Origin of the sequence: Bacillus sp. TH17 (genome assembly GCF_016651125.1) — a bacterium.
Lineage (GTDB): Bacteria > Bacillota > Bacilli > Bacillales > Bacillaceae_G > Bacillus_A > Bacillus_A mycoides.
On the sequence record NZ_JAEKEN010000001.1, the window covers coordinates 3,950,358 to 3,975,001 of the forward strand.

Below are 24,644 nucleotides of genomic sequence, written 5' to 3' on the forward strand. Positions count from 1 at the left end.
CTAGCTTCTTTGCTCCACCTGAATTTTGAGGTGGGAGTTTTACTGCCCGTTAATGCGGGATAAACAGAATAAACAGAAATATAAAGTTATAAATATTGCCTCTTCAACATGAAGAGGCAATATTTATTAATAGTTATTGTCGCTACCAAAGAAATCTTTGAACGATTGAATTGTTGTATCACGGTTTAATGCTGCAATTGAAGTTGTTAATGGAATACCTTTCGGACATGATTGCACACAGTTTTGAGAGTTACCACAGTTTGCAAGTCCTCCATCACCCATAATTGCACGTAAGCGATCTGCTTTATGCATTTCACCAGTTGGATGCGAGTTAAATAAACGCGCTTGTGAAAGCGGTGCTGGTCCAATAAAGTCAGACTTACTGTTTACGTTCGGACATGACTCTAAGCAAACACCACATGTCATACATTTCGAAAGTTCATATGCCCATTGACGCTTTTTCTCTGGCATTCTTGGACCTGGCCCTAGGTCGTACGTACCGTCGATTGGAATCCAAGCTTTAACACGTTTTAACGCGTTAAACATACGGCTACGGTCAACTTGTAAATCACGTACAATCGGGAATGTCTTCATCGGCTTTAAGCGAATTGGTTGCTCTAACTGGTCAATAAGAGCTGTACATGATTGACGTGGTTTTCCGTTAATCACCATCGAACAAGCACCACATACTTCTTCTAAACAGTTCATATCCCATGCAATCGGAGTCGTCTGGTTTCCTTTTGAATCAACAGGATTACGACGAATTTCCATCAGTGCCGAAATAATGTTCATATTTGGACGATATGGAATTTCAAACTCTTGATCAAACTCTTGTGCATCTGGTCCATCTTGTCTCGTAATGATGAGGCGGATTGTTTTCTCAGACATGTTGCTTATCCCCCTTCTCTTCACCCTTAGCAGCTACATCATGTTTTGAGGAATAGTCACGTTTACGTGGTTTAATTAATGAAACATCCACTTCTTCGTAATGGAATGCCGGTGCCTTTCCTTCTCCCTCAAATTTCGCCATCGTAGTTTTTAAGAAGTTTGCATCATCACGATTTGGGAATTCTGGTTTGTAATGCGCTCCGCGGCTTTCATTACGGTTATATGCGCCAATTGTAATAACACGTGCTAACTCGAACATATTTGCAAGTTGGCGTGTAAATGAAGCACCCTGGTTACTCCATCTTGCTGTATCGTTAATGTTAATGCGTTTGTAACGCGCCATTAACTCTTCAATTTTCGCATCAGTTTCTAGTAACTTTTTATTTTCACGAACTACTGTAACGTTATCTGTCATCCATTCTCCAAGCTCTTTATGAAGAACATATGCATTTTCGTTACCATCAAGCATTAAAATATTGTTAAATTTCTCTGTTTCAATTAATTCATTTTGCTCATATACAGTAGATGAAACAGCATCAGATGATTTAGAAAGACCTTTCATATACTCAATTGCGTTCGGTCCTGCTACCATACCACCGTAAATTGCTGATAATAATGAGTTCGCACCAAGGCGGTTACCACCGTGCATAGAATAATCACACTCACCTGCTGCAAATAAACCTGGAATACTTGTCATTTGCTTATAATCAACCCATAATCCGCCCATTGAATAGTGAACTGCTGGGAAGATTTTCATTGGTAGTTTACGAGGATCATCACCTGTAAATTTCTCATAGATTTCAATAATTCCACCAAGTTTAATATCTAGTTCTTTCGGATCTTTATGAGAAAGATCTAAGTACACCATGTTTTCACCGTTAATACCTAGTTTTTGCTCTACGCAAACATCAAAGATTTCACGCGTTGCAATATCACGAGGTACAAGGTTTCCGTAAGCTGGATATTTTTCTTCTAAGAAGTACCATGGCTTACCATCTTTATACGTCCAAACACGTCCACCTTCACCACGTGCAGATTCACTCATAAGACGTAACTTATCGTCTCCAGGAATTGCCGTTGGATGAATTTGAATGAACTCACCGTTCGCATAATATGCACCTTGTTGATATACAGCAGACGCTGCTGTACCTGTATTAATAATAGAGTTTGTTGATTTTCCAAAGATGATACCAGGGCCCCCTGTTGCCATAATCACGGCATCAGCTTGGAAACTTTTTATCTCCATAGTTTGTAAGTCTTGCGCGACGATTCCTCGGCACACACCTTCATCATCTACAACAGCTCGTAAGAAATCCCAACCTTCATATTTCGTTACAAGTCCTGCTACTTCATGACGACGTACTTGCTCATCTAATGCATATAGTAATTGTTGACCAGTTGTTGCGCCAGCAAATGCTGTACGGTGATGTTGTGTTCCACCGAAACGACGGAAATCCAGAAGTCCTTCTTCCGTACGGTTGAACATAACACCCATGCGATCCATTAAATGAATAATACCAGGTGCTGCATCACACATCGCTTTAACTGGTGGTTGGTTCGCTAAGAAGTCCCCACCATAAATTGTATCGTCAAAGTGGATCCATGGAGAATCCCCTTCACCTTTTGTATTTACGGCACCGTTAATTCCACCTTGGGCACATACAGAATGTGAACGTTTTACTGGTACTAAAGAAAATAGTTCAACATTTACTCCTGCTTCTGCCGCTTTAATCGTTGCCATTAAGCCGGCCAAGCCACCGCCGACTACTATAAGTTTCCCTTTCATGCTCTCCCACTCCTTACTGGTTTGCTAGCTGTGGATCGATGAACGCTAATAATGCACTCACACCTACATAAGATAGACCTAAGAAAATAGCTAATGTTACATAAGTAGAGATTCTTTGTGAACGTGGAGATACTGTAATTCCCCAGCTTATACAGAATGTCCATAGTCCATTTGCAAAGTGGAAAATTGTTGAAACAACACCAACTAAATAGAAACCAAACATAAATGGGTTGTTTAAAATATCTGCCATCATATCATAGTTTACCTCTTTACCTAACAATGCTTGAATACGAGTTTCCCAGACGTGCCAAGAAATGAAGATCAGCGTAACGATACCTGAAATTCGTTGGAAGACGAACATCCAGTTACGGAAATAGCCGTAAGATACCGCATTGTTCTTAGCTGTAAATGCAATATATAAGCCATATATAGCATGGTACAGTATAGGTAAAAAGATGATGAAAATTTCTAGCGCATACCGGAATGGAAGGAGCTCCATAAAGCCTGCAGCTTTGTTAAAAGCCTCTGCTCCCCTTGTTGCAAAGTTGTTTACAATTAAATGTTGCGTCAAAAAGACACCAACCGGAATGACCCCCATTAATGAGTGCCACTTACGAAACGTATACTCGCGGCCTTTCATGTCCCCATTACCCCCTTGAATGTTTGACTGCTGTTTTCAGATTAATTTACAACAATAATGTTTTTTCACTATTGGCATAAGAAAAACTGAAAAAATTATTCGAAATATTTCAGCATAATTTGATAACAAGTTCATTTTACCCCTATTTTTGTCGAAGCGTCAAGAAAACGTATACATAATTTGCACATAATTTGCATATAATTTGCCAATTCTTTTTTTTCTTATATATTCAGATTTCCCCAAAGAAAAATCTATTTTTATAAATGAAAAATGTTATATAATAATCCCTATAGAAAGAGGGGAATATTGTGAGCAAAAATACAATCGATATAACATCTTTAGAAGATGTTTCATTGAACGCCTTCGCTTATGAATTGCTACGTGAAGAATTACTACCTGATTTAATTGGTAACGATTTAGATGGTATTTTATACTGGGCTGGTAGAAACCTTGCGAGAAAATATCCGCTAGAAACAATTGAAGAAGTCATTCAGTTTTTTGAAAAAGCTGGTTGGGGCACTTTAAGTATCATTGAACATAAACGTCGTGAAATGCAGTTTCAACTTAAAGGTACACTTATTACTGAGCGTCAAAAACAAAAAAGACATTCATCTTATCAATTAGAAGCTGGATTTATCGCCGAGCAAATTCAAAGACAAAGAAACGTCGTTGCAGAGTCCTATGAGGAACAGAAAAAGCGTTCAGACTCTATTACATTTCTTGTTAAATGGGATATAAAAGATCTCATTGAAGTGTAGCATCTACTTACAGTCAACTAGACATATAAGTTTAGTTGACTTTTTTGTATATTCATTTAGGTGTGTTTATTTTAAATCTTCAGAAATTATACCGAAAAACAGAAGACGTTGTAAACTACAACGTCTTCTTATCTGTTAAATAAGTATAAATCATCTCTGCAACATTTTTCGGCATACCTGCTTCGACAAATTCCGATATGGAAGCTTCTTTCATCTTTTTTAATGAACCAAAATGTTTTAGCAATACCTTTTTTCGTTTATCGCCGATTCCTGGAATATCATCCAATGCTGATTGAATGACCGATTTCCCGTGCAACTGGCGATGGAATGTAATTGCAAATCTATGCACTTCATCTTGAATGCGTTGCAATAAATAAAATTCTTGGCTATTCCTCTCAAGCATCACAGGTTCAGGCGGAGCTCCAATAATTAAATGTGATGTTTTATGTTTGTCATCTTTTACAAGCCCTGCCATCGGAATATATAATCCGAGTTCATTCTCCAGAACATCACTTGTAGCGGCCAGATGGCCTTTTCCACCATCAATAATGATTAAATCTGGTAAAGGTAAATTCTCTTTAAGCGCCCTCGTATAACGGCGTCTTACAACTTCCCTCATAGATTCGTAATCATCAGGACCTTGAACCGTTTTAATTTTATATTTCCGATATTCTTTCTTCGCTGGTTTCCCATCGATAAAAGCAATCATTGCTGAAACAGGATTTGTTCCTTGAATATTTGAATTATCAAACGCTTCAATACGATATGGTGTTTCAATCCCTAGTTGCTTCCCTAGATTATCAACAGCTTTAATCGTCCGTTCTTCATCACGTTCAATTAAGTGAAATTTCTCTTCTAGTGCAATTTTCGCATTTTTATTTGCTAATTCCACAAGATCTTTTTTCTTCCCACGCTTCGGCTGTGTCGCTTCAACTTCTAAAAAGCGCTCTACTAATTCTGAATCTATACTTCCTGGAACAACAATTTCCTTCGGCTTGAAATGACTACTGTTTTCATAAAATTGACCGATAAAAGTTAAAAATCCCTCTTCTGGTTCATCATAAATCGGAAACATAGAAACATCACGTTCAATTAGCTTTCCTTTTCGAACGAAGAAAACTTGAACACACATCCACCCTTTATCAACTGCATATCCAAACACATCGCGATCCACTAAATCACTCATAATCATCTTTTGCTTTTCCATAATTGCATCAATATGAGCAATTTGATCTCGCAACTCTTTCGCCCGTTCAAATTCTAGCTTTTCTGAAGCCTCATACATCTTCGTTTCTAATTCTGAACGAATTTCTTTATGCCCACCGTTTAAGAATTTAATAATTTCATCAACAATTTCTTTGTTTTGCTCATCCGTTACTTCTTTCACACAAGGTGCTAAACATTGACCCATATGATAATACAAGCAAACTTTATCTGGCATATTTGAACATTTACGAAGTGGATACATACGATCTAATAATTTCTTTGTTTCATGTGCCGATTGCGCATTTGGATAAGGCCCAAAGTACTTTCCTTTATCCTTTTTTACATTTCGCGTAATGAGTAAGCGCGGCTGTTTTTCAGCTGTAATTTTAATGAAAGGATATGTTTTATCATCTTTTAATTGAATATTATATTTTGGATCATATTTTTTTATTAAATTTAACTCTAAAATAAGAGCCTCCAAATTTGAGGAAGTCACAATATATTCAAAATCAACAATTTCTCCAACAAGCCGAAGTGTTTTCCCATCATGCGAACCAGTAAAGTACGAGCGCACACGATTTTTGAGTACCTTTGCTTTTCCGACATATATAACCGTTCCCTGCTTATCCTTCATTAAATAACAACCAGGTTGATCGGGCAAAATTGCTAACTTCTCTTTTAAATGCTCGTGCACTCGTCTCCCTCCATTTCTACATGCTTATGCTTATCATTTTTATTTTCACATAAAAACATACTATGCCAAAACACCCAACATACGTTCTTTTATTGTAACGGAAAGGTTGTAAAAAAGAAAATAAAAAAAGCTACCAAATGGTAGCTTCTTTATTTTAGAAGTGTTTAGAAACTAATTCTACTAACGCTTCTTTCGGTTTATATCCTAACGCTTGATCAACCACTTTACCGTCTTTTAATACGAAAAGAGCTGGAATGCTCATTACTTCGAATTGACGAGCAGTTTCTTGGTTTTCATCAACGTCCACTTTTACTACTTTTACTTTCTCGCCTAACTCTGAATCGATTTCCTCTAATACAGGAGCGATCATTTTACAAGGTCCGCACCAAGGCGCCCAGAAATCTAATAGTACAACACCTTCGCTAGTTTCAGCTGCGAAGCTTTGGTCATTTGCATTTATAATTGCCATTTTATTTCCTCCTTCAAGTATATTCTACCAAGAGTATATCATTAACTTTTATACGTGGCGAATATTATGTATCGTTATGTATTGTAACAAAAAAAATGTTCCTTTATACTATATAAAAATATGGATGAAATACTAAAAAGATGAGAGACAGGGGATCTCTCACCTTTTTCTATATATAGGGGTACTTCACTTGGAACTCAAGGGTACTCAAATCATGAATGTACTTTTAACTTTTTAAACTCTTCTGTTAAAAGAGGTAATACTTCAAACAGATCACCGACAATACCATAGTCAGCTACTTTGAAGATACTAGCTTCTGGATCTTTATTAATCGCAACGATTATTTTTGAATTAGACATACCAGCTAAATGCTGAATTGCACCAGAAATCCCGCATGCAATGTATAGGTCTGGTGTAACAACTTTACCTGTTTGACCAATTTGTAATGAATAATCACAGTACTCAGCATCACAAGCACCACGAGATGCTCCAACAGCGCCGCCTAGTACGTCAGCTAATTCTTTTAACGGTTTAAATCCTTCTTCACTCTTCACACCACGTCCACCAGCTATAATAACTTTCGCTTCAGAAAGATCAACACCTTCTGCAGTTTTACGGACAACATCTTGAATGATTGTACGTAAATCTTTCACATCAACTGTAATAGAAGACACGTCAGCTGTGCGAGACTCGTCTTTTTCAAGAGTTGCAATGTTATTTGGACGCACTGTCGCAAATAATATACCATCTGTTACGATCTTCTTCTCAAATGCTTTACCAGAGTAAATCGGACGAGTGAAGATAACATTTCCACCTTCAACTTCTAAAGCCGTTACGTCAGAAATTAAACCAGCTTCTAATTTCGCTGCTAATTTTGGTGATAAATCTTTACCAAGTGCCGTATGTCCAAATACAATGCCTTCTGGCTTTTCTTCAGCATATACAGCTAAAAACGCTTGTGCATATCCATCAGATGTATATGATTTTAATTTATCATTTTCAACTGTCACAACGCGATCTGCACCGTAATGAATCAATTCATTTGCAAAAGAGGCAACGCTGTCTCCAACTAGAAGACCTACCACTTCACCGCCTTCTGCAATTGTTTTTGCTGCTGCTACCGCTTCAAACGAAACGTTACGTAGCGATCCATCACGAACTTCACCCATTACTAATACTTTACGAGCCATAGATTTTCCCTCCTGCATATATAATTTCGTATTTTATTAGATTACTTTCGCTTCTGTATGGAGCAACGATACAAGTTCTTTTACTTGATCTTGCAGCTCGCCTTGTAACACTTTTCCTGCATCTTTCTTAGGAGGCAAATAGATTTCAATTGTTTTTGTTTTTGCTTCCACATCATCTTCTTCTAAATCTAAATCATCTAATTCTACTTCTTCTAGTGGCTTCTTCTTCGCTTTCATAATACCTGGAAGTGATGGATAACGCGGTTCATTTAAACCTTGTTGCGCTGTTACTAGAAGAGGTAATGATGATTCAATTACTTCTGTATCCCCTTCAACATCACGCTCAATCTTCACATTTGTACCATCAATTTCAAGCTTCGTAATCGTCGTTACGTATGGGATATTTAACGCTTCAGCTACTCGTGGACCAACTTGTCCAGATGCACCGTCAATCGCAACGTTCCCGCCTAAAATTAAATCGATTTCTTTATCTTTTAAATATTCAGCGAGCACTTTTGCTGTTGTAAATTGGTCACCATTCTCAACATCATCTTCAATGTTAATTAGTACCGCTTTATCGCAGCCCATCGCTAATGCTGTGCGAAGTTCTTTTTCACTATCCTCGCCACCAACTGTTATAACAGTAACTTCTCCACCTTGTGCATCTCTTACTTGAATCGCTTCTTCAATCGCATATTCATCGTAAGGGTTGATGATGAATTCCGCTTCGCCATCGTAAATTGCACCGTTTTTAATTACGATTTTTTCTTCTGTGTCAAATGTTCGTTTCATGAGTACGTAGATGTTCATTCCATTTACCCCCTTATTTTTCAGAAAGATTCTATCAATTTTAAAATTCTGTTAATTTTTATTAAAAAAATAATTGGACTACCTACCACTAAATGAAGGCTTACGTTTTTCTAAAAACGCTGCTACGCCTTCTCTTCCATCTTCACTCGTAAATACTTCACCAAAAATCTGTGATTCACGCTGTACACCTTCATAATAATGAGACGATTTTGTCGTTTGTAATAACTCTAGCACAGCACGAGTTGTTGCTGGGCTTTTTCCAGCAATCTGTTTTGCAATTTTAAGCGTATCTTCTAAAATGGATTCTTCAGAAAACACTCCGTTAACAAGTCCCCATTGTAATGCTTCTGCACCAGTAATTGGTGTACTTGTTAACATCATTTCACAAGCTTTCGCTTTACCAACATAACGTGGTAAGCGCTGTGTACCTGCAAAACCAGGAATTAATCCAAGTGTTAATTCAGGTAAACCAAGCTTTGTACTTTCAGTTACAAAGCGCATGTGGCAAGACATAGCAAACTCAAGGCCGCCGCCAAGTGCCGCTCCATGAATTGCCGCAATAACTGGTTTTGAGCATTTTTCAACACGCTCAAACGTAACTTGTCCAAGCTGTGCTAACTCTGTTGCTTGCTTCGCTTCAGTAACAGATGTAAATTCTTTAATATCTGCCCCTGCTGAGAAGAAGCGTCCTTCACCATGTAAAACAACAACACGAATGTTATCATCCTTTTCCACTTGATCGATTAATTCAGTAACGTCATGCATAACTTGTGAAGACATCGCATTAGCTGGCGCATGATTTAACGTCGCCACCGCGATATGATCTTCAACTTTTACAGATAGGAATTTCAACATGATCCCTCCCATTATTGACGATAACCACAAGCTGCAATAAGTAGCCCATGTACCGTTTTTGAAAGTGCGACCAGATCATACTTATGATCGCTCATTACCCAATTGGTCACAACTTCATCTACTGTTCCAAAGATCATTTGTCTTGCCACGCGAACGTTTAAATCCGCCTGAAATTCACCTTGCTTTATACCTGTCTCTAAAATCTCATCCATAACTTGTAAGTAGCCTTTTAATACTTCATTTATTTTAAGGCGCAAGTCTTGATTGGACTGCCTTAGCTCTAATTGCGTAACGATAGCAAGAGGATCATTTTGTGACAACAGCAAGAAGTGCGTTTCTACCAACATGAATAACTTCGCTACAGCGCTTTCAATTCCTGCTATTTTTTGACGAATTGTTTCAACAAATTCTCCCATCTTCTCTTGGAATAAGGATATTAATATATCTTCTTTATTTTTAAAATATAAATAAATCGTGCCATCAGCTACCCCAGCTTGCTTTGCAATTTTAGAAACTTGCGCTTGATGGTATCCATTCTCCGCAATCACAATGACTGCAGCATCAATAATCTGATTGTATTTCGGTCTATTTTTCTTCACTTTACTGTCCCCTTCAAGAAGATGACTGAATGAATAGTCATTCATATTCTTATAATACTGACTATTTAGAAAAGTGTCAATCCTATTTTTTCAAAAAGAAAGGGCCTTAGCCCGTTTGCTCATCCTCATTCTTTCTCTTCTCTTCATCTATTAGGACACGACGTAAAATTTTTCCGACTGTCGTCTTCGGCAACTCACTTCTAAACTCATATACCTTCGGAACTTTGTAAGCTGCTAAATATTTACGTGCAAACTGATCTAATTCTTCTTCAGAACACTCAGCGCCTTCTTTCAAAACAACAAACGCTTTTACAGTTTCCCCTCGATACGGATCAGGAACACCGATTGTTACCACTTCTTGCACCTTTTCGTGTTCATATAACACTTCTTCTACTTCACGAGGATATACGTTAAAGCCACTAGCAACGATCATATCTTTCTTACGATCTTTCACATAGAAAAAGCCATCCTCATCCATGTATCCTACATCACCTGTATGGAGCCAGCCATCTTGCAGTACAGCTGCCGTTTCTTCTGGCTTATTCCAATACCCTTTCATAATTTGTGGGCCCTTTACAACAATTTCACCAATTTCACCTGGAGGTAATGACTCTCCTGTTTCAAGTGACATGATGATTGCCTCTGTATCCGGCCACGGTACCCCAATACTTCCCGGCACACGCTTTTCCCACAAAAAATTCCCATGTGTAACTGGTGATGACTCCGTTAATCCATAACCTTCTACTAATTTACCACCTGTAACTCTCTCAAACTCCTCCTGCACTTCTACAGGAAGCGGTGCAGAACCACTAATACAAGCCTGAATTGAAGAAATATCATATTCTTTTAAAAGAGGACTATTTAATAGAGCAATATAAATGGTTGGTGCTCCTGGAAATAGTGTAACTTTATGTTTCTTAATTGCTTCAAAAACCATTTTCATATCAAACTTCGGAATAAGCACCATTTTATATCCTTGCATAATACTTAAATTCATTACAGCTGTCATCCCGTACACATGAAAAAACGGAAGAACACCAAGAATTACCTCTTCTCCTTCTTTACAATTATATAACCAATGCGCTCCCATTAAAGTGTTCGAAACGAGGTTTTTATGCGTTAACATAACCCCTTTTGGAAACCCTGTCGTTCCCCCTGTATACTGCAAAAGGGCTAGATCATTTTCGGGATCACATGGAACTTCAACATCAGCATTACTTTCTCTTTCTACCGATTTCCAAAGATGAATCGTTTCGCTTTCCGACACATTCACAACAAGATTTGCCTGCTTTTTTTGTACAAATGGATAAAGTAAATTTTTAGGGAATGGTAAAAAATCTGCAATACGGGTTACGATAATATGCTCAAGCTTTGTTGCAGTTTGAACATTAGTAACTCTCGGAAACACTAAATCCAGGCAAAGAATAGCTTTTGCCCCTGAGTCATGAAGTTGGTACTCAAGCTCTCTTTCTGTATAAAGAGGATTCGTTTGTACAACAATCCCCCCCGCAAGCAAAGTACCATAATAACCAATTACAGATTGCGGACAATTCGGTAACATAATCGCAACTCTATCGCCTTTTTCAATACCAAGCCTTTGAAGGTAATTCGCAAATTTCTTTACCTTGTCATGGAAATCTGAAAATGTAACATCTTTACCTAAAAAGTGAAGCGCTTTCTTTTCTGGATAACGAGCAGCCATTTTCTCTAAATATCCATGAAGTGGCTGAATATCATATGAAATCGTACCTGGGATTTCCTCTGGATAACTCTGCAACCAAGGTTTTTCCACTCTCATTCCCCCTTCCAATACTTGTGAAAATAAATGAATGTTCATTCATGATGATTGTTTTCATTATATTATAGTCTTAACAGCGTTACAATCATAATATTCTGACTTTTGTATAACTATGCTTTACTTCGTTAACTTCTTATTATATGTATAAACTCTCTTAATTTTAAAAGAATAAGAGAGTTCACGTTACTTAGCTTAATCTTATAATCGTTAAAACTGCACCAGGTGTAGTCGTTGATAACGTGGCAACAGCTAACAATCCAAACAACTGCAAACTAATTGCACTCCCCGCTGCAAGAGTCGTAATAATTGTTGCACTAAATGAAGTCGTTGCTAATGCAGGAGAGTTGATAGTCCCAGCAAGCGGTGCCCCATTAATTGTAATTCGCGAACTAACTAATAATGAAGCTGTTATATTAATTGTATATGAAATATAATAATTCCCTGCATTTGCGGCCGTAAATACTGTGTTCCCCCCCGACACTGTAATTCCTGGACCGATATTCTGATTATTTGGAAGTGGGACATTTGTCCCACCAAGTAATACTGATATTGCCGTACCCGATGTATTATTCGCAAATGCATACGTCGCAGTTATACTTGTACCTGTTACTCCCGTCGCTCCTGTTTCACCTGTTGCTCCCGTTGGACCTGTTGCTCCCGTTGCTCCTGTTGCTCCCGTTATTCCTGTCGCTCCCGTTGCTCCCGTTATTCCTGTTGCTCCCGTTATTCCTGTCGCTCCCGTTACTCCCGTTGCTCCTGTTGCTCCCGTTGCCCCTGTTGCTCCCGTTGCTCCTGTTGCTCCTGTTGCTCCTATTGCTCCCGTTGCTCCCGTTGCTCCTGTTGCTCCCGTTGCTCCCGTTGCTCCCGTTGCTCCCGTTGCTCCCGTTGCTCCCGTTGCTCCCGTTGCTCCCGTTGCTCCCGTTGCTCCCGTTGCTCCCGTTGCTCCCGTTGCTCCCGTTGCTCCCGTTGCTCCCGTTGCTCCCGTTGCTCCCGTTGCTCCCGTTGCTCCCGTTGCTCCCGTTGCTCCCGTTGCTCCCGTTGCTCCCGTTGCTCCCGTTGCTCCCGTTGCTCCCGTTGCTCCCGTTGCTCCCGTTGCTCCCGTTGAACCTGTCGCTCCTGTATCACCTGTCGCTCCTGTTGGACCTGTTGGACCGAGCTTAGGAACTGTCCCATCGCAACTAAAACAGCACGAATCAACATGTAAACCATTTTGATTATTACATCCACAATATCCATTTGCATTATTACTCCATAAAGACATGTTGACCCTCCTTCGTGTTCGATCTTTTAAGTAAGCCCACTAATTAAAAATATCTTTCTAATAAAAATCAGTTTTTATTTTCCTTATCAACTACCCGCTCTGGAACAAACCTTTTATAAACAAAGTTTTTTTCCTTACATTCTAATAAATATTACATGCAATACGCTCTCCTTTCGCTTGTACTTTCGCCTTCCTCATTAAAGGAATTTCAGCTCCTTCAACCTTGATACACGTATGCATTTCAATACGATATATTAAAATCCGTATAAATCATTATTTTTAGTCAAAATTTTAAAAAAATATTGACACTTAAAACGCCCTCATAGTATGATTTTGGTGTTGTAATTGATAACGATTTTCAATATCGTACATATTGCAAATAAAACATTTTATTTGGGGGCAGAAGATGAAGAGAATTTTCAGTATTTTCATAGTAGTTCTTCTATTCGCTGTTGGATGCGGGCAGCAAAAAGAGGAGAAAAAAGAAACAAAAGCGGACAATAAAAATCAAGCTATAACAATTAAACACGCTGAAGGGGAAACGAAGTTAGATAAACCAGCGAAAAAAGTTGTTGTACTTGAGTGGGTATATTCAGAAGACTTATTAGCGCTTGGTGTTCAGCCAGTAGGGATGGCAGACATTAAGAATTATAATAAATGGGTAAATACAGCAACAAAACCAGGTAAAGATGTTGTCGATGTAGGAACACGTCAACAACCAAACTTAGAAGAAATTAGCCGTCTAAAACCAGATTTAATTATCACAGCTTCATTCCGTAGTAAAGCTATTAAAAACGAATTAGAGCAAATCGCTCCTACAGTTATGTTCGATCCATCAACAAGCAATAACGATCACTTTGCTGAAATGACAGAGACATTTAAACAAATTGCAAAAGCAGTTGGAAAAGAAGAAGAAGGTAAAAAAGTATTAGCTGATATGGATAAAACATTTGCAGATGCAAAAGCGAAAATTGACAAAGCAGACTTAAAAGATAAAAACATCGCAATGGTACAAGCATTTACAGCTAAAAACGTACCAACATTCCGTATATTGACTGACAATTCTACAGCTTTACAAGTTACAAAAAAATTAGGTTTAACAAACACTTTTGAAGCTGGGAAATCAGAGGCAGATGGTTTCAAACAAACAACTGTAGAATCATTACAAAGTGTACAAAATTCAAACTTCATTTACATTGTAGCGGATGATGATAACATTTTTGACACGCAACTAAAAGGTAACCCTGCTTGGGAAGGGTTAAATTTCAAAAAAGAAGACAAAATGTATAAATTAAAAGGCGACACTTGGATTTTCGGTGGTCCTGAGTCTGCAAAATCTTTAGCAACACAAGTAGCAGATGTAATGACAGCGAAGAAGTGATTACACGATGAATAGCTTACAACATACACTTCGAGCAAGTCTTGTATTCGGAGGAGGAGCAGCTCTCTTGCTCCTCCTTTTCTTTATTCATATCGGACAAGGGCAAGCAAACATTTCCTATAGTATGATTATTGATGCTCTTATCTCACCGAACCAATCACTAGAGCATCAAACTTTAATCATGCTTCGATTACCTAGAGCTGTAATTGCCATTTTAGCTGGAGGTGCTCTTGCTGCATCTGGGGTTATTTTACAAACATTAACGAAAAATCCACTTGCTGAATCCAGTACAATGGGTATTCACTCTGGCGCATATTTCTTTCTAGTAGCGGCTACAATTTTCTTACCGAAAGGTCTGCAAATTAATTCACTTCTTTTCACATTTATCGGCGGTGCTATTACTGCTTTATTTGTATACCGTATTTCTGGTGGGAAAAAGGGAACCCCACTTAGAATGGCACTAGCTGGTATGGTCGTTACATTAATGCTTTCTGCCTTTACCGGAACGATGCAGCTTTTCTATGAAAATGAAACAGCTGGTTTATTTTTATGGGGAGCTGGATCTCTTATTCAAAATAACTGGGATGGCGTTCAATTTGCTTTTCCATTTATCATTATTTCTTTCCTAGTTTTACTATTTATGTCTCGTAAACTCAACATCCTCTTACTTGGTGATGATGTTGCTGTTTCTCTTGGTGAAAAAACAGCAGTAACACGTTTTATCGCCTTCATTGCTGCGATTTTTTTAACAGCAGTAATTGTAACTGTTGTTGGACCGATTGGGTTTGTCGGCTTAGTTGCACCACATTTAATGCGTCTTATTGGCTACCGTCAACACTTTACTCTCCTTCTCTCTTCTTTCTTATGGGGAGCTGTACTATTACTTGGAGCTGATGTCGTTGGTAGACTAATAGATCCAACTGGGGCTGAACTTCCTGTCGGAGCAGTCACGGCAATGATTGGATCACCTTGGCTTATTTATTTAGTGTATCGAATGATGAAATCGAAACAATATATGAATGATAACGGCGCAAATGCAGCTGGAGCTAGTTCTCGCTATTATTCTTATAAAAAGGTAATCATTATCTCTATCACACTTTGCATTGTGACGATTGCTCTTGGTGTTACAATCGGTAGTAACGCTTATATCGAAAGTATTACAAATGTTATATCAGGACAATTAACACAATTTGATAAAAATATGATGATGAACCTTCGTTTACCAAGAATGCTCGTTGCTGCTATTGCTGGAGCATGCCTTGCGATAAGCGGACTTGTTTTCCAAGGTATATTACGAAACCCACTTGCCGATCCTTCTATTATTGGTATTTCATCGGGAGCAGGTGTTGGCGCTTTAACTATTATGTATGTCTTTCCCGCACTTCCTGGTTTCTTCCTACCAATTGGTGCATTTATTGGTGGACTACTTGCAGTTGGAATTGTCCTCTTCTTCTCATGGAAATCAGGATTTAGCCCAACAGCTCTTGCTTTAATAGGAATTGGCATTTCCGCGCTCGGCTCAGCGATTATTCAAATCTTTATCGTTAGAGCAAATTTGAATGTTGCTGCGGCCTTAACATGGTTGTCAGGCAGTACGTATGCAAGAGGATGGAATCACTTAGAAAATATCATTCTATATCCATCTCTTATTCTTATACCAATTATCTTTTTCTTAATGAAACAACTTGACGTTCTTGTACTTGGAGATGATTTAGCAACCGGACTCGGGCAGCCTGTAAATAAAACGCGTCTTGCTCTAATTGTGTTAGCGACACTACTTGCATCAATTAACATTGCTGCTGTCGGTACAATTGCCTTTTTAGGTCTTGTTGCACCTCACTTAGCACGAATCGTCGTTGGTATGAATCATCAAAGACTATTCGTTTGTTCAGCACTGTTTGGAGCAATCCTTCTTTCCATTGCTGATTTACTCGGACGAACGATTGCATATCCGAAAGAAATCCCTTCTGGCCTTGTCGTTGCTGTACTTGGAGCACCTTATTTCTTATGGTTGATGAGGAAGAGTGGGAAGAAGGTTGGTTAAAAAAAGAGGCTTCTTAATATGAGAAGCCTCTTTTTTATTCGTTCTGATAGGTTAAAAGGAAACTATCTTTTTTTCACGAATGTAACCTATGAACATAACTAGGAGGGATAAATGTGTACCAAACTATTGAAGGTTTTCTACAATCATGGACATACGAGGCTGAGTCTACTCAAAAGATGCTCGATGTATTAACTGATGAATCTTTATCACAGGAAATTGCACCTGGGCACTGGACTTTAGGGAGAGTCGCTTGGCATATCGTTACAGCACTTCCTGTTATGCTATCAGGGACAGGACTTAAGTTTGAAGGAGAAACGAAAGATTATCCTGTACCAACTTCAGCAAAAACAATTGCAGATGGGTATCGCAAAGTGAATACGGCTTTTATTGAAGCACTTCAAAGTGAGTGGACTGATAAAGACTTAGCTACTATTAATAACTTCTTTGGTCGTCCTATGCCGAATTCTATATTTTTAATGACACTCATCAATCATCAAAATCACCACCGCGGACAGATGACTGTTTTAATGCGTCAAGCTGGCTTAACAGTCCCTGGCGTTTATGGTCCTGCAAAAGAAGAATGGGCTGCTACTGGAATGGAAGCTCCCCAAATGTAACGACAGAAAAAGACAAGGTGTTTATGCACCTTGTCTTTTTCTGTAACTTGTTTCATGTGAAACTATTTTCTACTAAATGGTATTTTATGAGAAAATACGTTAAGATAAATTCATATTAATTGGAGGGAACTAAATTGAATACAAAAAACAAAAAAATAACAATAAGAACTCTCTTACTAACTTCTATCATTGGAGTTATCAGTGTATCTCTTTACTTCACAAATTATGGTACCCCTTGGGAAAAACAAACAGCAATTGCAGAATCAAAAAATTATATTACAAAATACTTTAATCTAGATGCAAAAGTCAAAAATACTTCTTACGATTCTAAAATAGATAGCTATGCAATCTCCTTTGAAACAAATGAAGATGGAGAGTTTACTATCGAATATAAAGGTCCAAATAACTTTAACATTTCTCCAGGAGTTCAAGAATATTTAAGTAAACACTACAAATATACAGAGTAGTAATGAAGCATACATATACAAAAAAGAGTTGGTGTAACGCCAATTCTTTTTTCTTATTCTTGTCATACTGTTACATCTTCCTTCTCTATATTTTTAATTCCGTAATATGCAATCGCAAATCCAATTGCTGCCAATGCTAGTTGAAGGGGAAGAAAAGTTGCTGTAGGAAACGTTGGGTTGCTATTCATTGCAATTGATACAACGATAAGGGATGAAACAATTGTAGTTGGCACTGAACGTTTACGCATTCCGAAATATAATGGGATTAAACTCATTCCCGCAGTTGCAATGGCTAAAGGAACCAGTTTTATTCCTTCTTGCATCAATTGATCTACTGTAAATGGATTAGGAAGAATTGAAAAATAACTATCTATCCCAAAGAAAATTCCTACTACTAAAATGTTCGATAAAATAACTGTTATAAATGTTAATGTTGCTGTAATGGCCAACTTACTAACCATCATTTTCTTTCGGTTAATTGGATAAGAAAACATAAGTAGTATTGTTTTATTTTTATATTCACTAATTATTAACCTTGCGATTAACACACTACCAAAAATAATAAATGTTGCTCTTACTAATGTACTAACCGCTAACAAAATCATCTGCGGATCTCTTATTTCTGGATCTCCTTCTATTTGAGAAACGATGCTCATAGAGGTCAATAATGCCAGTATAGCGATATTTGCAATAATTACTCCCCTTACATACCATCCAAGCTTAAACTTCTTCATTTCTAGCTTCATAAGACGTAGCATGATAGTCCTCCTTTCATTTAAATTTTAATCGATATAAATTACCCCTGTTTCACTTAAAATCTCCACTTTGTTTTTTGCATCACCAATAGTTCCTTCTTTTATCTTTTCTGTATTTTTATCTTTCTTAAGTCCGTTTACATTCACCATTATGTCAGCCGAATTACTTTTAGCCGTAAGTTTCAATGAAGCCGGAACACCTTTATACCTTACGCCAATATCTCCTGATTTTGTTTCTACAAATAATGATTTTCCTTCTTTCATATCTTTCAGTAATACTTCCCCAGATGTTGAAGTGATGTTCATATTTGAGTTACTTACATTTGTTATATAGTTATCACCAGTCGTAGACTTTATATTTAACTCTTGTACTGAACTATCTTTTAGAACTAACTCTCCACTTTGCGATATGAATTCACCTTTCTCTGCGGATAGTCCTACAATCATTTCATCTCCAGACTTGCTTTTTGTGACGATATGTTTCACTGCTATATCGCTTATTTTCACATCACCAGATTTATTATTTAATACAATTTTATCTATTTCTTTCTTCGGAATAAATATAGAAATGATATTCTTCTTCCTAAACGTAAAACCATTAACGAATCCGTTCATCTTCTGTTCTTGCTTAATCATCATTTTATTTCCGTCATTTTCTATTTTAACGGGATCTATCTCTTTATCTAATCGTTGACCTTGAGCGGAAATTACTATTTTATTAGAGTCTGTACTTTTAAATTCAATATCCCAGTTTTCATTGTCCACTTCTATTTCTTTTATATTATTTATCTCAAAAGAATTTTCTTTCTTAAAATCTTTCATATGAAATGTCTTAAAACCAAAAACCATACTAGCAATTGTAATCAATAAAATTGCAATTACTATTATTTTTTTCACTATTCATACCCCAGTTCGTTATTGTTTTAAGCTTGCTTTACTACGCCACATCAATCTTGTCGATTTTACGATACGAAAGATAACTAATGAAAATTCCTAATAAACAAAACACCATTGGGATAGCTATGAAATTAAACATACTTACTTGACCGTTTCCAGTACCAACGTTACCGTTAATTATCATCGCGATTATTACTGCAGAAGTAATTGTTGTCGGTGCCGATTTCTTTCTCATACCAAAAAATAAAGGAATTAAACTTATACCAGATATCATAAATGCATTTATAAAAGTAGCTGGAACAGTAGATATTATTTCGCCCATCGTAACAGGTGTTTCAAGTAGGCCCATCATTGGATTCATACAGAATAGAAGCAAACTAATAATGAAAGTAGCGATAATCGTGCTCACAAAGCAAAAACTAAAAACAATTGCTAATTTCGCTCCCATTACCACTTTTCTTTGCAGTGGGTACATAAACAATAATTGCATTGTTTTATTCTTGTACTCATCAATTACTAAACGTGATAAAATGACCGAACTAAAAATAATGAATGTTATCCTAATAATAAGATTTGCTAAAATCATATATTTTGTGAAGTCAGTGATTGCCGCGTCTCCTTCACCTTTCATTCCCAATGCCATAAGGCTCACCGCAGCAAAAATTGCTATAATGCAAATGGCTACCCCTTTAAAGTAACTAGATAATTTATGTTTCTTCCATTCAAGTTTCATTAATTTAAACATATAAACCACGCCTCCATTACTGACATAACTTCCTCTATGCTACTAACATTCTAATTCCAGCCGTAACTACGCTTACTATCCCTATCACTAGTAAAATTAAACTCCACTTTCGTTCTGGCTTTTTATAATATAAAATTCCACTTATGAGCATTACGATAAATCCCGCTATAAGGTTCACTATTAATGCATTCATCATCATATCCCCCTCGCTGAAATTACATTAAGCGTGAATGCCTTCCCCATCCATTACATTTAAGAAATACTCCTCTAAAGAGCTATGTTTCTTATTAATACTTTCAATTTCTACATCGTTCATAATAAGTGCTTTTGAAATGGCTTGCTGAGACGCTACCGTATCATACACACGAATCATATTTCCGCTCATTATTTTGTAATTTTTTATACCGAGTTTATCTTCTAAAATATAAGCTGCACGCTTCACATCAGGAACAGTGATTTCAATGTACTCTGTTTGTTTCCCATTAATACTCTTCATTGAAACTTCTTTTATTAGTTTTCCGTTTTGAATCATACCAATTGTATCTGCCATTTGTTCCATCTCGCCTAAAATATGACTAGAAACTAATAAAGTAATTCCATATTCCTTACACAGCATTTTAAATAAGTCTCTTAATTCTTTAATACCAATTGGATCTAAACCATTAATCGGTTCATCTAAAATGAGTAGTTCTGGCTTTGTCATGATCGCCCTTGCAATACCAAGTCGTTGCTTCATCCCTAATGAAAAATCTTTTACTTTTTTATCATCTATACCGTGCAGTTTTACTAAATTTAAAGCATGATCAATTGCGTTTTTATCGTAATATCCCATATATTCACAATGTAATTCTAAGTTTTCCTTCGCCGTTAATTTATCATAAAAGATTGGATATTCAATAATTGTCCCCATTCTTTTTAATACTTCATAAGATGTGTCTGTTAACCTCTCACCGAAAATTTCAATATCACCGCTCGTCGGTTTTATTAAATTTGTAATCATTTTCATAATCGTTGTTTTACCTGCACCATTCGGCCCTAAGAAACCGTATATCTCTCCTTTTTTCACATGCATGTTAACGCTAGAAATAACTTCTTTCCCTTTAAACACTTTCGTTAACTGATTCGTTTTTAATATATATGTCATGTCACTGTCTCCTTTCGCACTACTTTATATTTCTATAATAGACAACGGAAATCTCTTTTTTCTTACCCGTTCCTTACAAATTCCTTACGCTGAAAAAAAAGCTTGTAGAATCTACTTCTCTACAAGCTAAAACAGCATCTTTGTTAATACAACTGTAAAAATTGTTTTTTCATACGGCTTACTAGAAAGATGTATTTCTCCGTCCATCGCTTCCACAAGCCTTTTCGTAATCGTTAACCCTAAACCGCTTCCTTGGTACAATCTATTTCTGGAATCTTCAAGCGTGTACATACGCTCAAACACTTTATCAATATGAGATTCATCAATTCCTTTTCCTGTATCCCATACATCTATATACACACTCGTTTCATCATCTCTTAACGTCATACCAAGTGTCTTTCCATCGTCACCATATGTAATCGCATTTGATATTAAATTATTCAATACTCTACCTAATACTTCTACATTTCCAAGTGCATATATATTTCTTTCTGCTATATCAATATGAACTTGAAACCCTTTCGTCGTCACTAAATCATAAAAAGATAAAATCTTCTCGCGGCAAACTTCATTCATATTTACTTTTGTCATCTCGATTGCTTTGTCACCGGATTCTAATTTTGCTAAATCAAAAAACTTATGAATCAGTTCCATCACTTCTAGTGTTTTTACATGCACCTTTTCGAGTAATATTTGCTGCTCTTCCTCACTTATCGTTTTATCCTTATTTAACATTTCGGTATATCCCAGAATAACTGTTAGTGGTGTTTTCAAATCATGTGAAATATTTGAAAGCATTTTTCTCATCGAAATTTCCACTTTCGCATGATCTGCATTCGTTTTCTGTTTTGCATCTAATAAATGATTAATTGCCACTAATAACTTTTGCAATTCTAGATCATCTGTCATAACGAGTAACTTCTCACCTGTTTTTTCATTTACAATACCTTCTAATTTTTCATATGTGTACCGTAAATTTTTGCTGCTAGTTTTTCTCATTTTATACTGTATGTAAATGACACATAACAATATAAAAATAATACCAATTAACAGATTGACCATATTACATCCCTTCCAACTTATAGCCGATGCCCCATAACGTTTTAATGTATTCTGGATTAGATGGATCACTTTCAATTTTCTCACGTAATCTTCTCATATGAACATTTATAACGTTATCGTCACCATAATACTCGTCATTCCAAACTAACGTATATATTTGCGCTTTCGTAAATACACGATTTTGATTCTTTACGAACAGTTTTAAAATCTCAAATTCTTTTAAAGTAAGTTTGAGCGACTTTCCGTTTTTTTCTACAGTGAAATTAATTGGATCGATTGTTAAATCACCAATCTGGATCATCTTTTCTGTTGTTTCTGTAACCGAATATTTCGTAGACCTCCGAATACCTGCTTTTACACGTGCTGCCAATTCAATCATAGAAAATGGCTTACAAATGTAATCATCTGCTCCAAGGCCTAATCCAACCGCTTTATCAACATCTGTATCTTTCGCTGACATCATTAAAATCGGAACTGCACTTTTTTCTCGAATGATTCTAACGACCTCTAACCCATCTAACTTCGGCATCATAATATCGAGAATTATCAAATCAAATGAACCTTTTAAATATGTGTTCACGCCTTCTTCTCCATCAGATGCGATTGTAACTTGAAAACCTTCTTTTACTAAATATGTTTCAACCATCTCTTGAATTGAGATGTCATCTTCAACTAATAAAATATGATGTGACATATTTCTATCCCCTTTTTTAACAAACATTAACAATTCAATTGTATCGTAACTGCAAATTAGTTGGTACAATTATATGAATTTTCAAACCAACTTCCCTTCCTTCCTTAACAATGATATGATGAAATTCACTACGATTGTTCATAATTAACTTTATATAAAGGAGACTTATCATGTCAGAAAACAAAAAAGTAAGCTTAGCTGATTTAATGCGCGAACAACTTGCGAAGAAAAAGCAAGGAAATGGAAACGGCTCAAATAATGGAAATCAAAGTCAAGAAACGAAAAAATTACAAAACCAACAAACGAAGAAAACAAACAACCAACGTAGACGTACAGGTGTATAAATGAACGGGCAAAAACGATCTAACATTTCATCAGGTCTTGAAGTTGATATTGTATTAAAACAAGATCAACGTACAGGCAAGCTAACAAGAGGAATTGTAAAAGATATTTTAACTAACTCACCCTCTCATCCGCACGGCATTAAAGTACGATTGCAGGACGGGCAAGTTGGCAGAGTCCAAAATATCATTCAATAAGAAAAGGAGCTCATTTAAACTTGAGCTCCTTTTCTTATTTTCATTAACCTTTAATTTTTTCGATGAAAACTACTTTTAAATAGTCTCCCTCTTTAAATTGATCAATTGTACGGAAATCTTCTGGTAAAGAATGTTCTTCTAATATTTTATATTTACCGTTCATTTCTTTAAATGCTGTATCGATAAAGCCATTAAACTTTTTCATATCGAATGCGCTACAATTTGTAGAAGCAACGATAATACCGTTATTTTCTGTAATGGCAATTGTTTCTTTTAATAAGTTTTTATAATCTTTCGCCGCACTGAACGTATATTTTTTCGAGCGTGCAAAGCTTGGGGGATCAAGTACAACCATATCAAATTTCATCTTTTTCTTAGCTGCATATTTGAAATACAGAAATACATCTTCTACAATAATATCTTGTGCTTCATAATCAATTTCATTTACACTAAACTGCTCAATCGTTTTACTTAAACTACGATTTGCAAGGTCCACACTTGTTGTTTTACTTGCACCGCCAAGCGCTGCAAATACAGAGAAAGCCCCAGTATAAGAGAACATATTTAAAACCGTTCTTCCTTTTGCATATTTATCACGAATTTGTTTTCGAACGTTACGCTGATCTAAAAACACACCAACCATCGCCCCGTCATTTAAATATACAGCAAAGTTTACACCGTTCTCTTTTACGATAAGTGGGAACTCACCGCGCTCTCCTGCGACGAAATCATCACCTTCAATGTATTTCCCTTTCGTATCAAAACGCTTTTTCTCATAAATCCCTTTGAAATTTGCTACTTTTTGAAGTGCTGCTATAATCTCATCGCGGAAAGTATAAACCCCTTCACTATACCAACTTATTACGTAATAGCCGTCATAATAATCGATGATTAAACCACCAAGGCCATCGCCCTCACCATTCAGGGCACGGAATGCTGTTGTATCATTTGATTTATAAAAATGTTTTCGTTTATATAAAGCAGATTTGATTTTACTTTCAAAGAAAGATTGATTCACTTCCTCCTTCTCTTTTCTCGTTAAAATCCAACCATACCCTTTATTTTGTTTTCCATAATAGCCTTTTCCAATGAATTGGTTCTTCTCATCTACTACATTGATGATTGTTCCTTCTTCACGTACATCATTTAAATTTTGAATTGCATCTTTTAAAATAAGTGGATATCCACTTTTAATTTCTTTTATAAACTTCGGCTTTATTTTTATAGTTACTTCAGATCGCATGTAATGTCTTCCTTTCCATTTGAATGCTTTCTAATTAGTAGGAAGCAATGTAAAAAACGAGGCTGAAAAAAGCCTCGTTTCACTATACCATATTATTGCTTT

At 36.6% G+C, this 24,644-nt stretch carries 26 protein-coding genes; 7 read left to right on the forward strand and 19 right to left on the reverse strand.

The genetic code is table 11. The features are described 5' to 3' along the window. Positions 1-126 precede the first annotated feature (126 nt). The 3 genes from sdhB to sdhC are packed head-to-tail and all read right to left on the reverse strand — an operon-like array spanning position 127 to position 3,314. Entirely contained in the window at positions 127-888 is a 762-nt protein-coding gene (gene sdhB, locus JFT95_RS20225; RefSeq protein ID WP_002088861.1) for a succinate dehydrogenase iron-sulfur subunit, read from the reverse strand. Further along, entirely contained in the window at positions 881-2,674 is a 1,794-nt protein-coding gene (sdhA, locus tag JFT95_RS20230) for a succinate dehydrogenase flavoprotein subunit (protein ID WP_002034228.1), read from the reverse strand. The genes sdhB and sdhA overlap by 8 nt, the downstream gene beginning before the upstream one ends. 13 nt (positions 2,675-2,687) lie before the next feature. Beyond that, positions 2,688-3,314, reverse strand: coding sequence for a succinate dehydrogenase cytochrome B558 (gene sdhC / locus JFT95_RS20235; protein WP_002015407.1), 627 nt, complete (start codon positions 3,312-3,314; stop codon positions 2,688-2,690). Positions 3,315-3,622: 308 nt separating this feature from the next. Between sdhC and JFT95_RS20240 the strand changes: the two genes are divergently transcribed. Next, a complete protein-coding gene (locus tag JFT95_RS20240; RefSeq protein WP_002015405.1) occupies positions 3,623-4,072 on the forward strand; it encodes a YslB family protein in 450 nt (149 codons plus the stop codon). Between the two features lie 115 nt (positions 4,073-4,187). Here JFT95_RS20240 and uvrC read toward each other — a convergent pair whose 3' ends face one another. The 8 genes from uvrC to JFT95_RS20280 all read right to left on the reverse strand — a co-directional run bounded on the left by uvrC (position 4,188) and on the right by JFT95_RS20280 (position 12,954). Continuing rightward, positions 4,188-5,972 (reverse strand): excinuclease ABC subunit C, encoded by a 1,785-nt coding sequence (uvrC, locus tag JFT95_RS20245; protein ID WP_063219801.1) that lies wholly within the window; start codon positions 5,970-5,972, stop codon positions 4,188-4,190. A gap of 154 nt (positions 5,973-6,126) precedes the next feature. Then, the gene (trxA, locus tag JFT95_RS20250; protein WP_000974757.1) at positions 6,127-6,441 is read right to left on the reverse strand and encodes a thioredoxin; all 315 of its coding nucleotides are present in this window, start codon (positions 6,439-6,441) and stop codon (positions 6,127-6,129) included. A gap of 212 nt (positions 6,442-6,653) precedes the next feature. Beyond that, positions 6,654-7,631: an electron transfer flavoprotein subunit alpha gene (gene etfA, locus JFT95_RS20255; protein ID WP_002015402.1), complete on the reverse strand. Its 978-nt coding sequence runs from the start codon at positions 7,629-7,631 to the stop codon at positions 6,654-6,656. Positions 7,632-7,667: 36 nt separating this feature from the next. Beyond that, complete coding sequence (gene etfB / locus JFT95_RS20260) at positions 7,668-8,441, reverse strand: electron transfer flavoprotein subunit beta (RefSeq protein ID WP_002088867.1); 774 nt, start codon at positions 8,439-8,441, stop codon at positions 7,668-7,670. A gap of 78 nt (positions 8,442-8,519) precedes the next feature. Then, on the reverse strand, positions 8,520-9,296 hold the full coding sequence (locus JFT95_RS20265; RefSeq protein WP_002088868.1) for an enoyl-CoA hydratase: 777 nt from the start codon (positions 9,294-9,296) through the stop codon (positions 8,520-8,522). Between the two features lie 11 nt (positions 9,297-9,307). Continuing rightward, positions 9,308-9,895 carry a fatty acid metabolism transcriptional regulator FadR gene (locus tag JFT95_RS20270; RefSeq protein ID WP_012261773.1) on the reverse strand — a complete coding sequence of 196 codons (588 nt, stop codon included), beginning with the start codon at positions 9,893-9,895 and terminating at the stop codon, positions 9,308-9,310. Between the two features lie 106 nt (positions 9,896-10,001). Then, on the reverse strand, positions 10,002-11,687 hold the full coding sequence (locus JFT95_RS20275) for a long-chain-fatty-acid--CoA ligase (protein WP_113734146.1): 1,686 nt from the start codon (positions 11,685-11,687) through the stop codon (positions 10,002-10,004). Positions 11,688-11,880: 193 nt separating this feature from the next. Next, entirely contained in the window at positions 11,881-12,954 is a 1,074-nt protein-coding gene (locus JFT95_RS20280) for a BclA C-terminal domain-containing protein (RefSeq protein ID WP_201053082.1), read from the reverse strand. A gap of 406 nt (positions 12,955-13,360) precedes the next feature. Between JFT95_RS20280 and JFT95_RS20285 the strand changes: the two genes are divergently transcribed. From JFT95_RS20285 to JFT95_RS20300, 4 genes are all read left to right on the forward strand, one after another. Beyond that, complete coding sequence (locus JFT95_RS20285; RefSeq protein WP_201053084.1) at positions 13,361-14,335, forward strand: ABC transporter substrate-binding protein; 975 nt, start codon at positions 13,361-13,363, stop codon at positions 14,333-14,335. A gap of 7 nt (positions 14,336-14,342) precedes the next feature. After that, a complete protein-coding gene (fhuB, locus tag JFT95_RS20290; protein WP_201053087.1) occupies positions 14,343-16,379 on the forward strand; it encodes a Fe(3+)-hydroxamate ABC transporter permease FhuB in 2,037 nt (678 codons plus the stop codon). Positions 16,380-16,492: 113 nt separating this feature from the next. Further along, the gene (locus JFT95_RS20295) at positions 16,493-16,996 is read left to right on the forward strand and encodes a DinB family protein (protein ID WP_016120862.1); all 504 of its coding nucleotides are present in this window, start codon (positions 16,493-16,495) and stop codon (positions 16,994-16,996) included. Positions 16,997-17,130: 134 nt separating this feature from the next. Beyond that, positions 17,131-17,463, forward strand: a complete 333-nt coding sequence (locus JFT95_RS20300) for a YfjL-like protein (protein WP_016120863.1) — start codon at positions 17,131-17,133, stop codon at positions 17,461-17,463. A gap of 62 nt (positions 17,464-17,525) precedes the next feature. Here JFT95_RS20300 and JFT95_RS20305 read toward each other — a convergent pair whose 3' ends face one another. The 7 genes from JFT95_RS20305 to JFT95_RS20335 form a co-directional block, all read right to left on the reverse strand. Beyond that, positions 17,526-18,221: an ABC transporter permease gene (locus JFT95_RS20305; protein ID WP_002129315.1), complete on the reverse strand. Its 696-nt coding sequence runs from the start codon at positions 18,219-18,221 to the stop codon at positions 17,526-17,528. 24 nt (positions 18,222-18,245) lie between these two features. Then, positions 18,246-19,115 carry a DUF4097 family beta strand repeat-containing protein gene (locus JFT95_RS20310; RefSeq protein ID WP_201053089.1) on the reverse strand — a complete coding sequence of 290 codons (870 nt, stop codon included), beginning with the start codon at positions 19,113-19,115 and terminating at the stop codon, positions 18,246-18,248. Between the two features lie 40 nt (positions 19,116-19,155). Continuing rightward, entirely contained in the window at positions 19,156-19,860 is a 705-nt protein-coding gene (locus tag JFT95_RS20315) for an ABC transporter permease (protein WP_002034266.1), read from the reverse strand. Positions 19,861-19,894: 34 nt separating this feature from the next. Further along, positions 19,895-20,053 carry a hypothetical protein gene (locus tag JFT95_RS20320; RefSeq protein ID WP_162181133.1) on the reverse strand — a complete coding sequence of 53 codons (159 nt, stop codon included), beginning with the start codon at positions 20,051-20,053 and terminating at the stop codon, positions 19,895-19,897. A 27-nt stretch (positions 20,054-20,080) separates the two neighbouring features. Beyond that, positions 20,081-21,004 (reverse strand): ABC transporter ATP-binding protein, encoded by a 924-nt coding sequence (locus JFT95_RS20325; protein ID WP_201053091.1) that lies wholly within the window; start codon positions 21,002-21,004, stop codon positions 20,081-20,083. Positions 21,005-21,130: 126 nt separating this feature from the next. Further along, on the reverse strand, positions 21,131-22,066 hold the full coding sequence (locus tag JFT95_RS20330) for a HAMP domain-containing histidine kinase (protein ID WP_016120865.1): 936 nt from the start codon (positions 22,064-22,066) through the stop codon (positions 21,131-21,133). 1 nt (position 22,067) lies between these two features. Continuing rightward, complete coding sequence (locus tag JFT95_RS20335) at positions 22,068-22,760, reverse strand: response regulator transcription factor (protein WP_002167605.1); 693 nt, start codon at positions 22,758-22,760, stop codon at positions 22,068-22,070. A gap of 170 nt (positions 22,761-22,930) precedes the next feature. Here JFT95_RS20335 and JFT95_RS20340 point away from each other — a divergent pair, with 170 nt between their 5' ends. Beyond that, positions 22,931-23,104, forward strand: a complete 174-nt coding sequence (locus JFT95_RS20340) for a hypothetical protein (RefSeq protein WP_002112138.1) — start codon at positions 22,931-22,933, stop codon at positions 23,102-23,104. Continuing rightward, entirely contained in the window at positions 23,105-23,299 is a 195-nt protein-coding gene (locus JFT95_RS20345) for a YwbE family protein (RefSeq protein ID WP_001014315.1), read from the forward strand. 43 nt (positions 23,300-23,342) lie between these two features. Here the strand turns inward: JFT95_RS20345 and JFT95_RS20350 are convergent, their stop codons facing one another. After that, entirely contained in the window at positions 23,343-24,542 is a 1,200-nt protein-coding gene (locus JFT95_RS20350; protein ID WP_201053092.1) for a class I SAM-dependent rRNA methyltransferase, read from the reverse strand. Between the last annotated feature and the right edge of the window lie 102 nt (positions 24,543-24,644).

Coding starts and splice junctions, on each gene's coding strand:
- trxA (WP_000974757.1), bottom strand. CDS start 6,441: ATGGCAATTATAAATGCAAATGACCAAAGCTTCGCAGCTGAAACTAGC.
- JFT95_RS20345 (WP_001014315.1), top strand. CDS start 23,105: ATGAACGGGCAAAAACGATCTAACATTTCATCAGGTCTTGAAGTTGAT.
- sdhA (WP_002034228.1), bottom strand. CDS start 2,674: ATGAAAGGGAAACTTATAGTAGTCGGCGGTGGCTTGGCCGGCTTAATG.
- JFT95_RS20280 (WP_201053082.1), bottom strand. CDS start 12,954: ATGTCTTTATGGAGTAATAATGCAAATGGATATTGTGGATGTAATAAT.
- JFT95_RS20325 (WP_201053091.1), bottom strand. CDS start 21,004: ATGACATATATATTAAAAACGAATCAGTTAACGAAAGTGTTTAAAGGG.
- JFT95_RS20330 (WP_016120865.1), bottom strand. CDS start 22,066: ATGGTCAATCTGTTAATTGGTATTATTTTTATATTGTTATGTGTCATT.
- JFT95_RS20315 (WP_002034266.1), bottom strand. CDS start 19,860: ATGTTTAAATTAATGAAACTTGAATGGAAGAAACATAAATTATCTAGT.
- etfA (WP_002015402.1), bottom strand. CDS start 7,631: ATGGCTCGTAAAGTATTAGTAATGGGTGAAGTTCGTGATGGATCGCTA.
- JFT95_RS20265 (WP_002088868.1), bottom strand. CDS start 9,296: ATGTTGAAATTCCTATCTGTAAAAGTTGAAGATCATATCGCGGTGGCG.
- JFT95_RS20320 (WP_162181133.1), bottom strand. CDS start 20,053: ATGAATGCATTAATAGTGAACCTTATAGCGGGATTTATCGTAATGCTC.
- JFT95_RS20335 (WP_002167605.1), bottom strand. CDS start 22,760: ATGTCACATCATATTTTATTAGTTGAAGATGACATCTCAATTCAAGAG.
- JFT95_RS20340 (WP_002112138.1), top strand. CDS start 22,931: ATGTCAGAAAACAAAAAAGTAAGCTTAGCTGATTTAATGCGCGAACAA.
- etfB (WP_002088867.1), bottom strand. CDS start 8,441: ATGAACATCTACGTACTCATGAAACGAACATTTGACACAGAAGAAAAA.
- sdhC (WP_002015407.1), bottom strand. CDS start 3,314: ATGAAAGGCCGCGAGTATACGTTTCGTAAGTGGCACTCATTAATGGGG.
- JFT95_RS20285 (WP_201053084.1), top strand. CDS start 13,361: ATGAAGAGAATTTTCAGTATTTTCATAGTAGTTCTTCTATTCGCTGTT.
- fhuB (WP_201053087.1), top strand. CDS start 14,343: ATGAATAGCTTACAACATACACTTCGAGCAAGTCTTGTATTCGGAGGA.
- JFT95_RS20350 (WP_201053092.1), bottom strand. CDS start 24,542: ATGCGATCTGAAGTAACTATAAAAATAAAGCCGAAGTTTATAAAAGAA.
- JFT95_RS20305 (WP_002129315.1), bottom strand. CDS start 18,221: ATGCTACGTCTTATGAAGCTAGAAATGAAGAAGTTTAAGCTTGGATGG.
- sdhB (WP_002088861.1), bottom strand. CDS start 888: ATGTCTGAGAAAACAATCCGCCTCATCATTACGAGACAAGATGGACCA.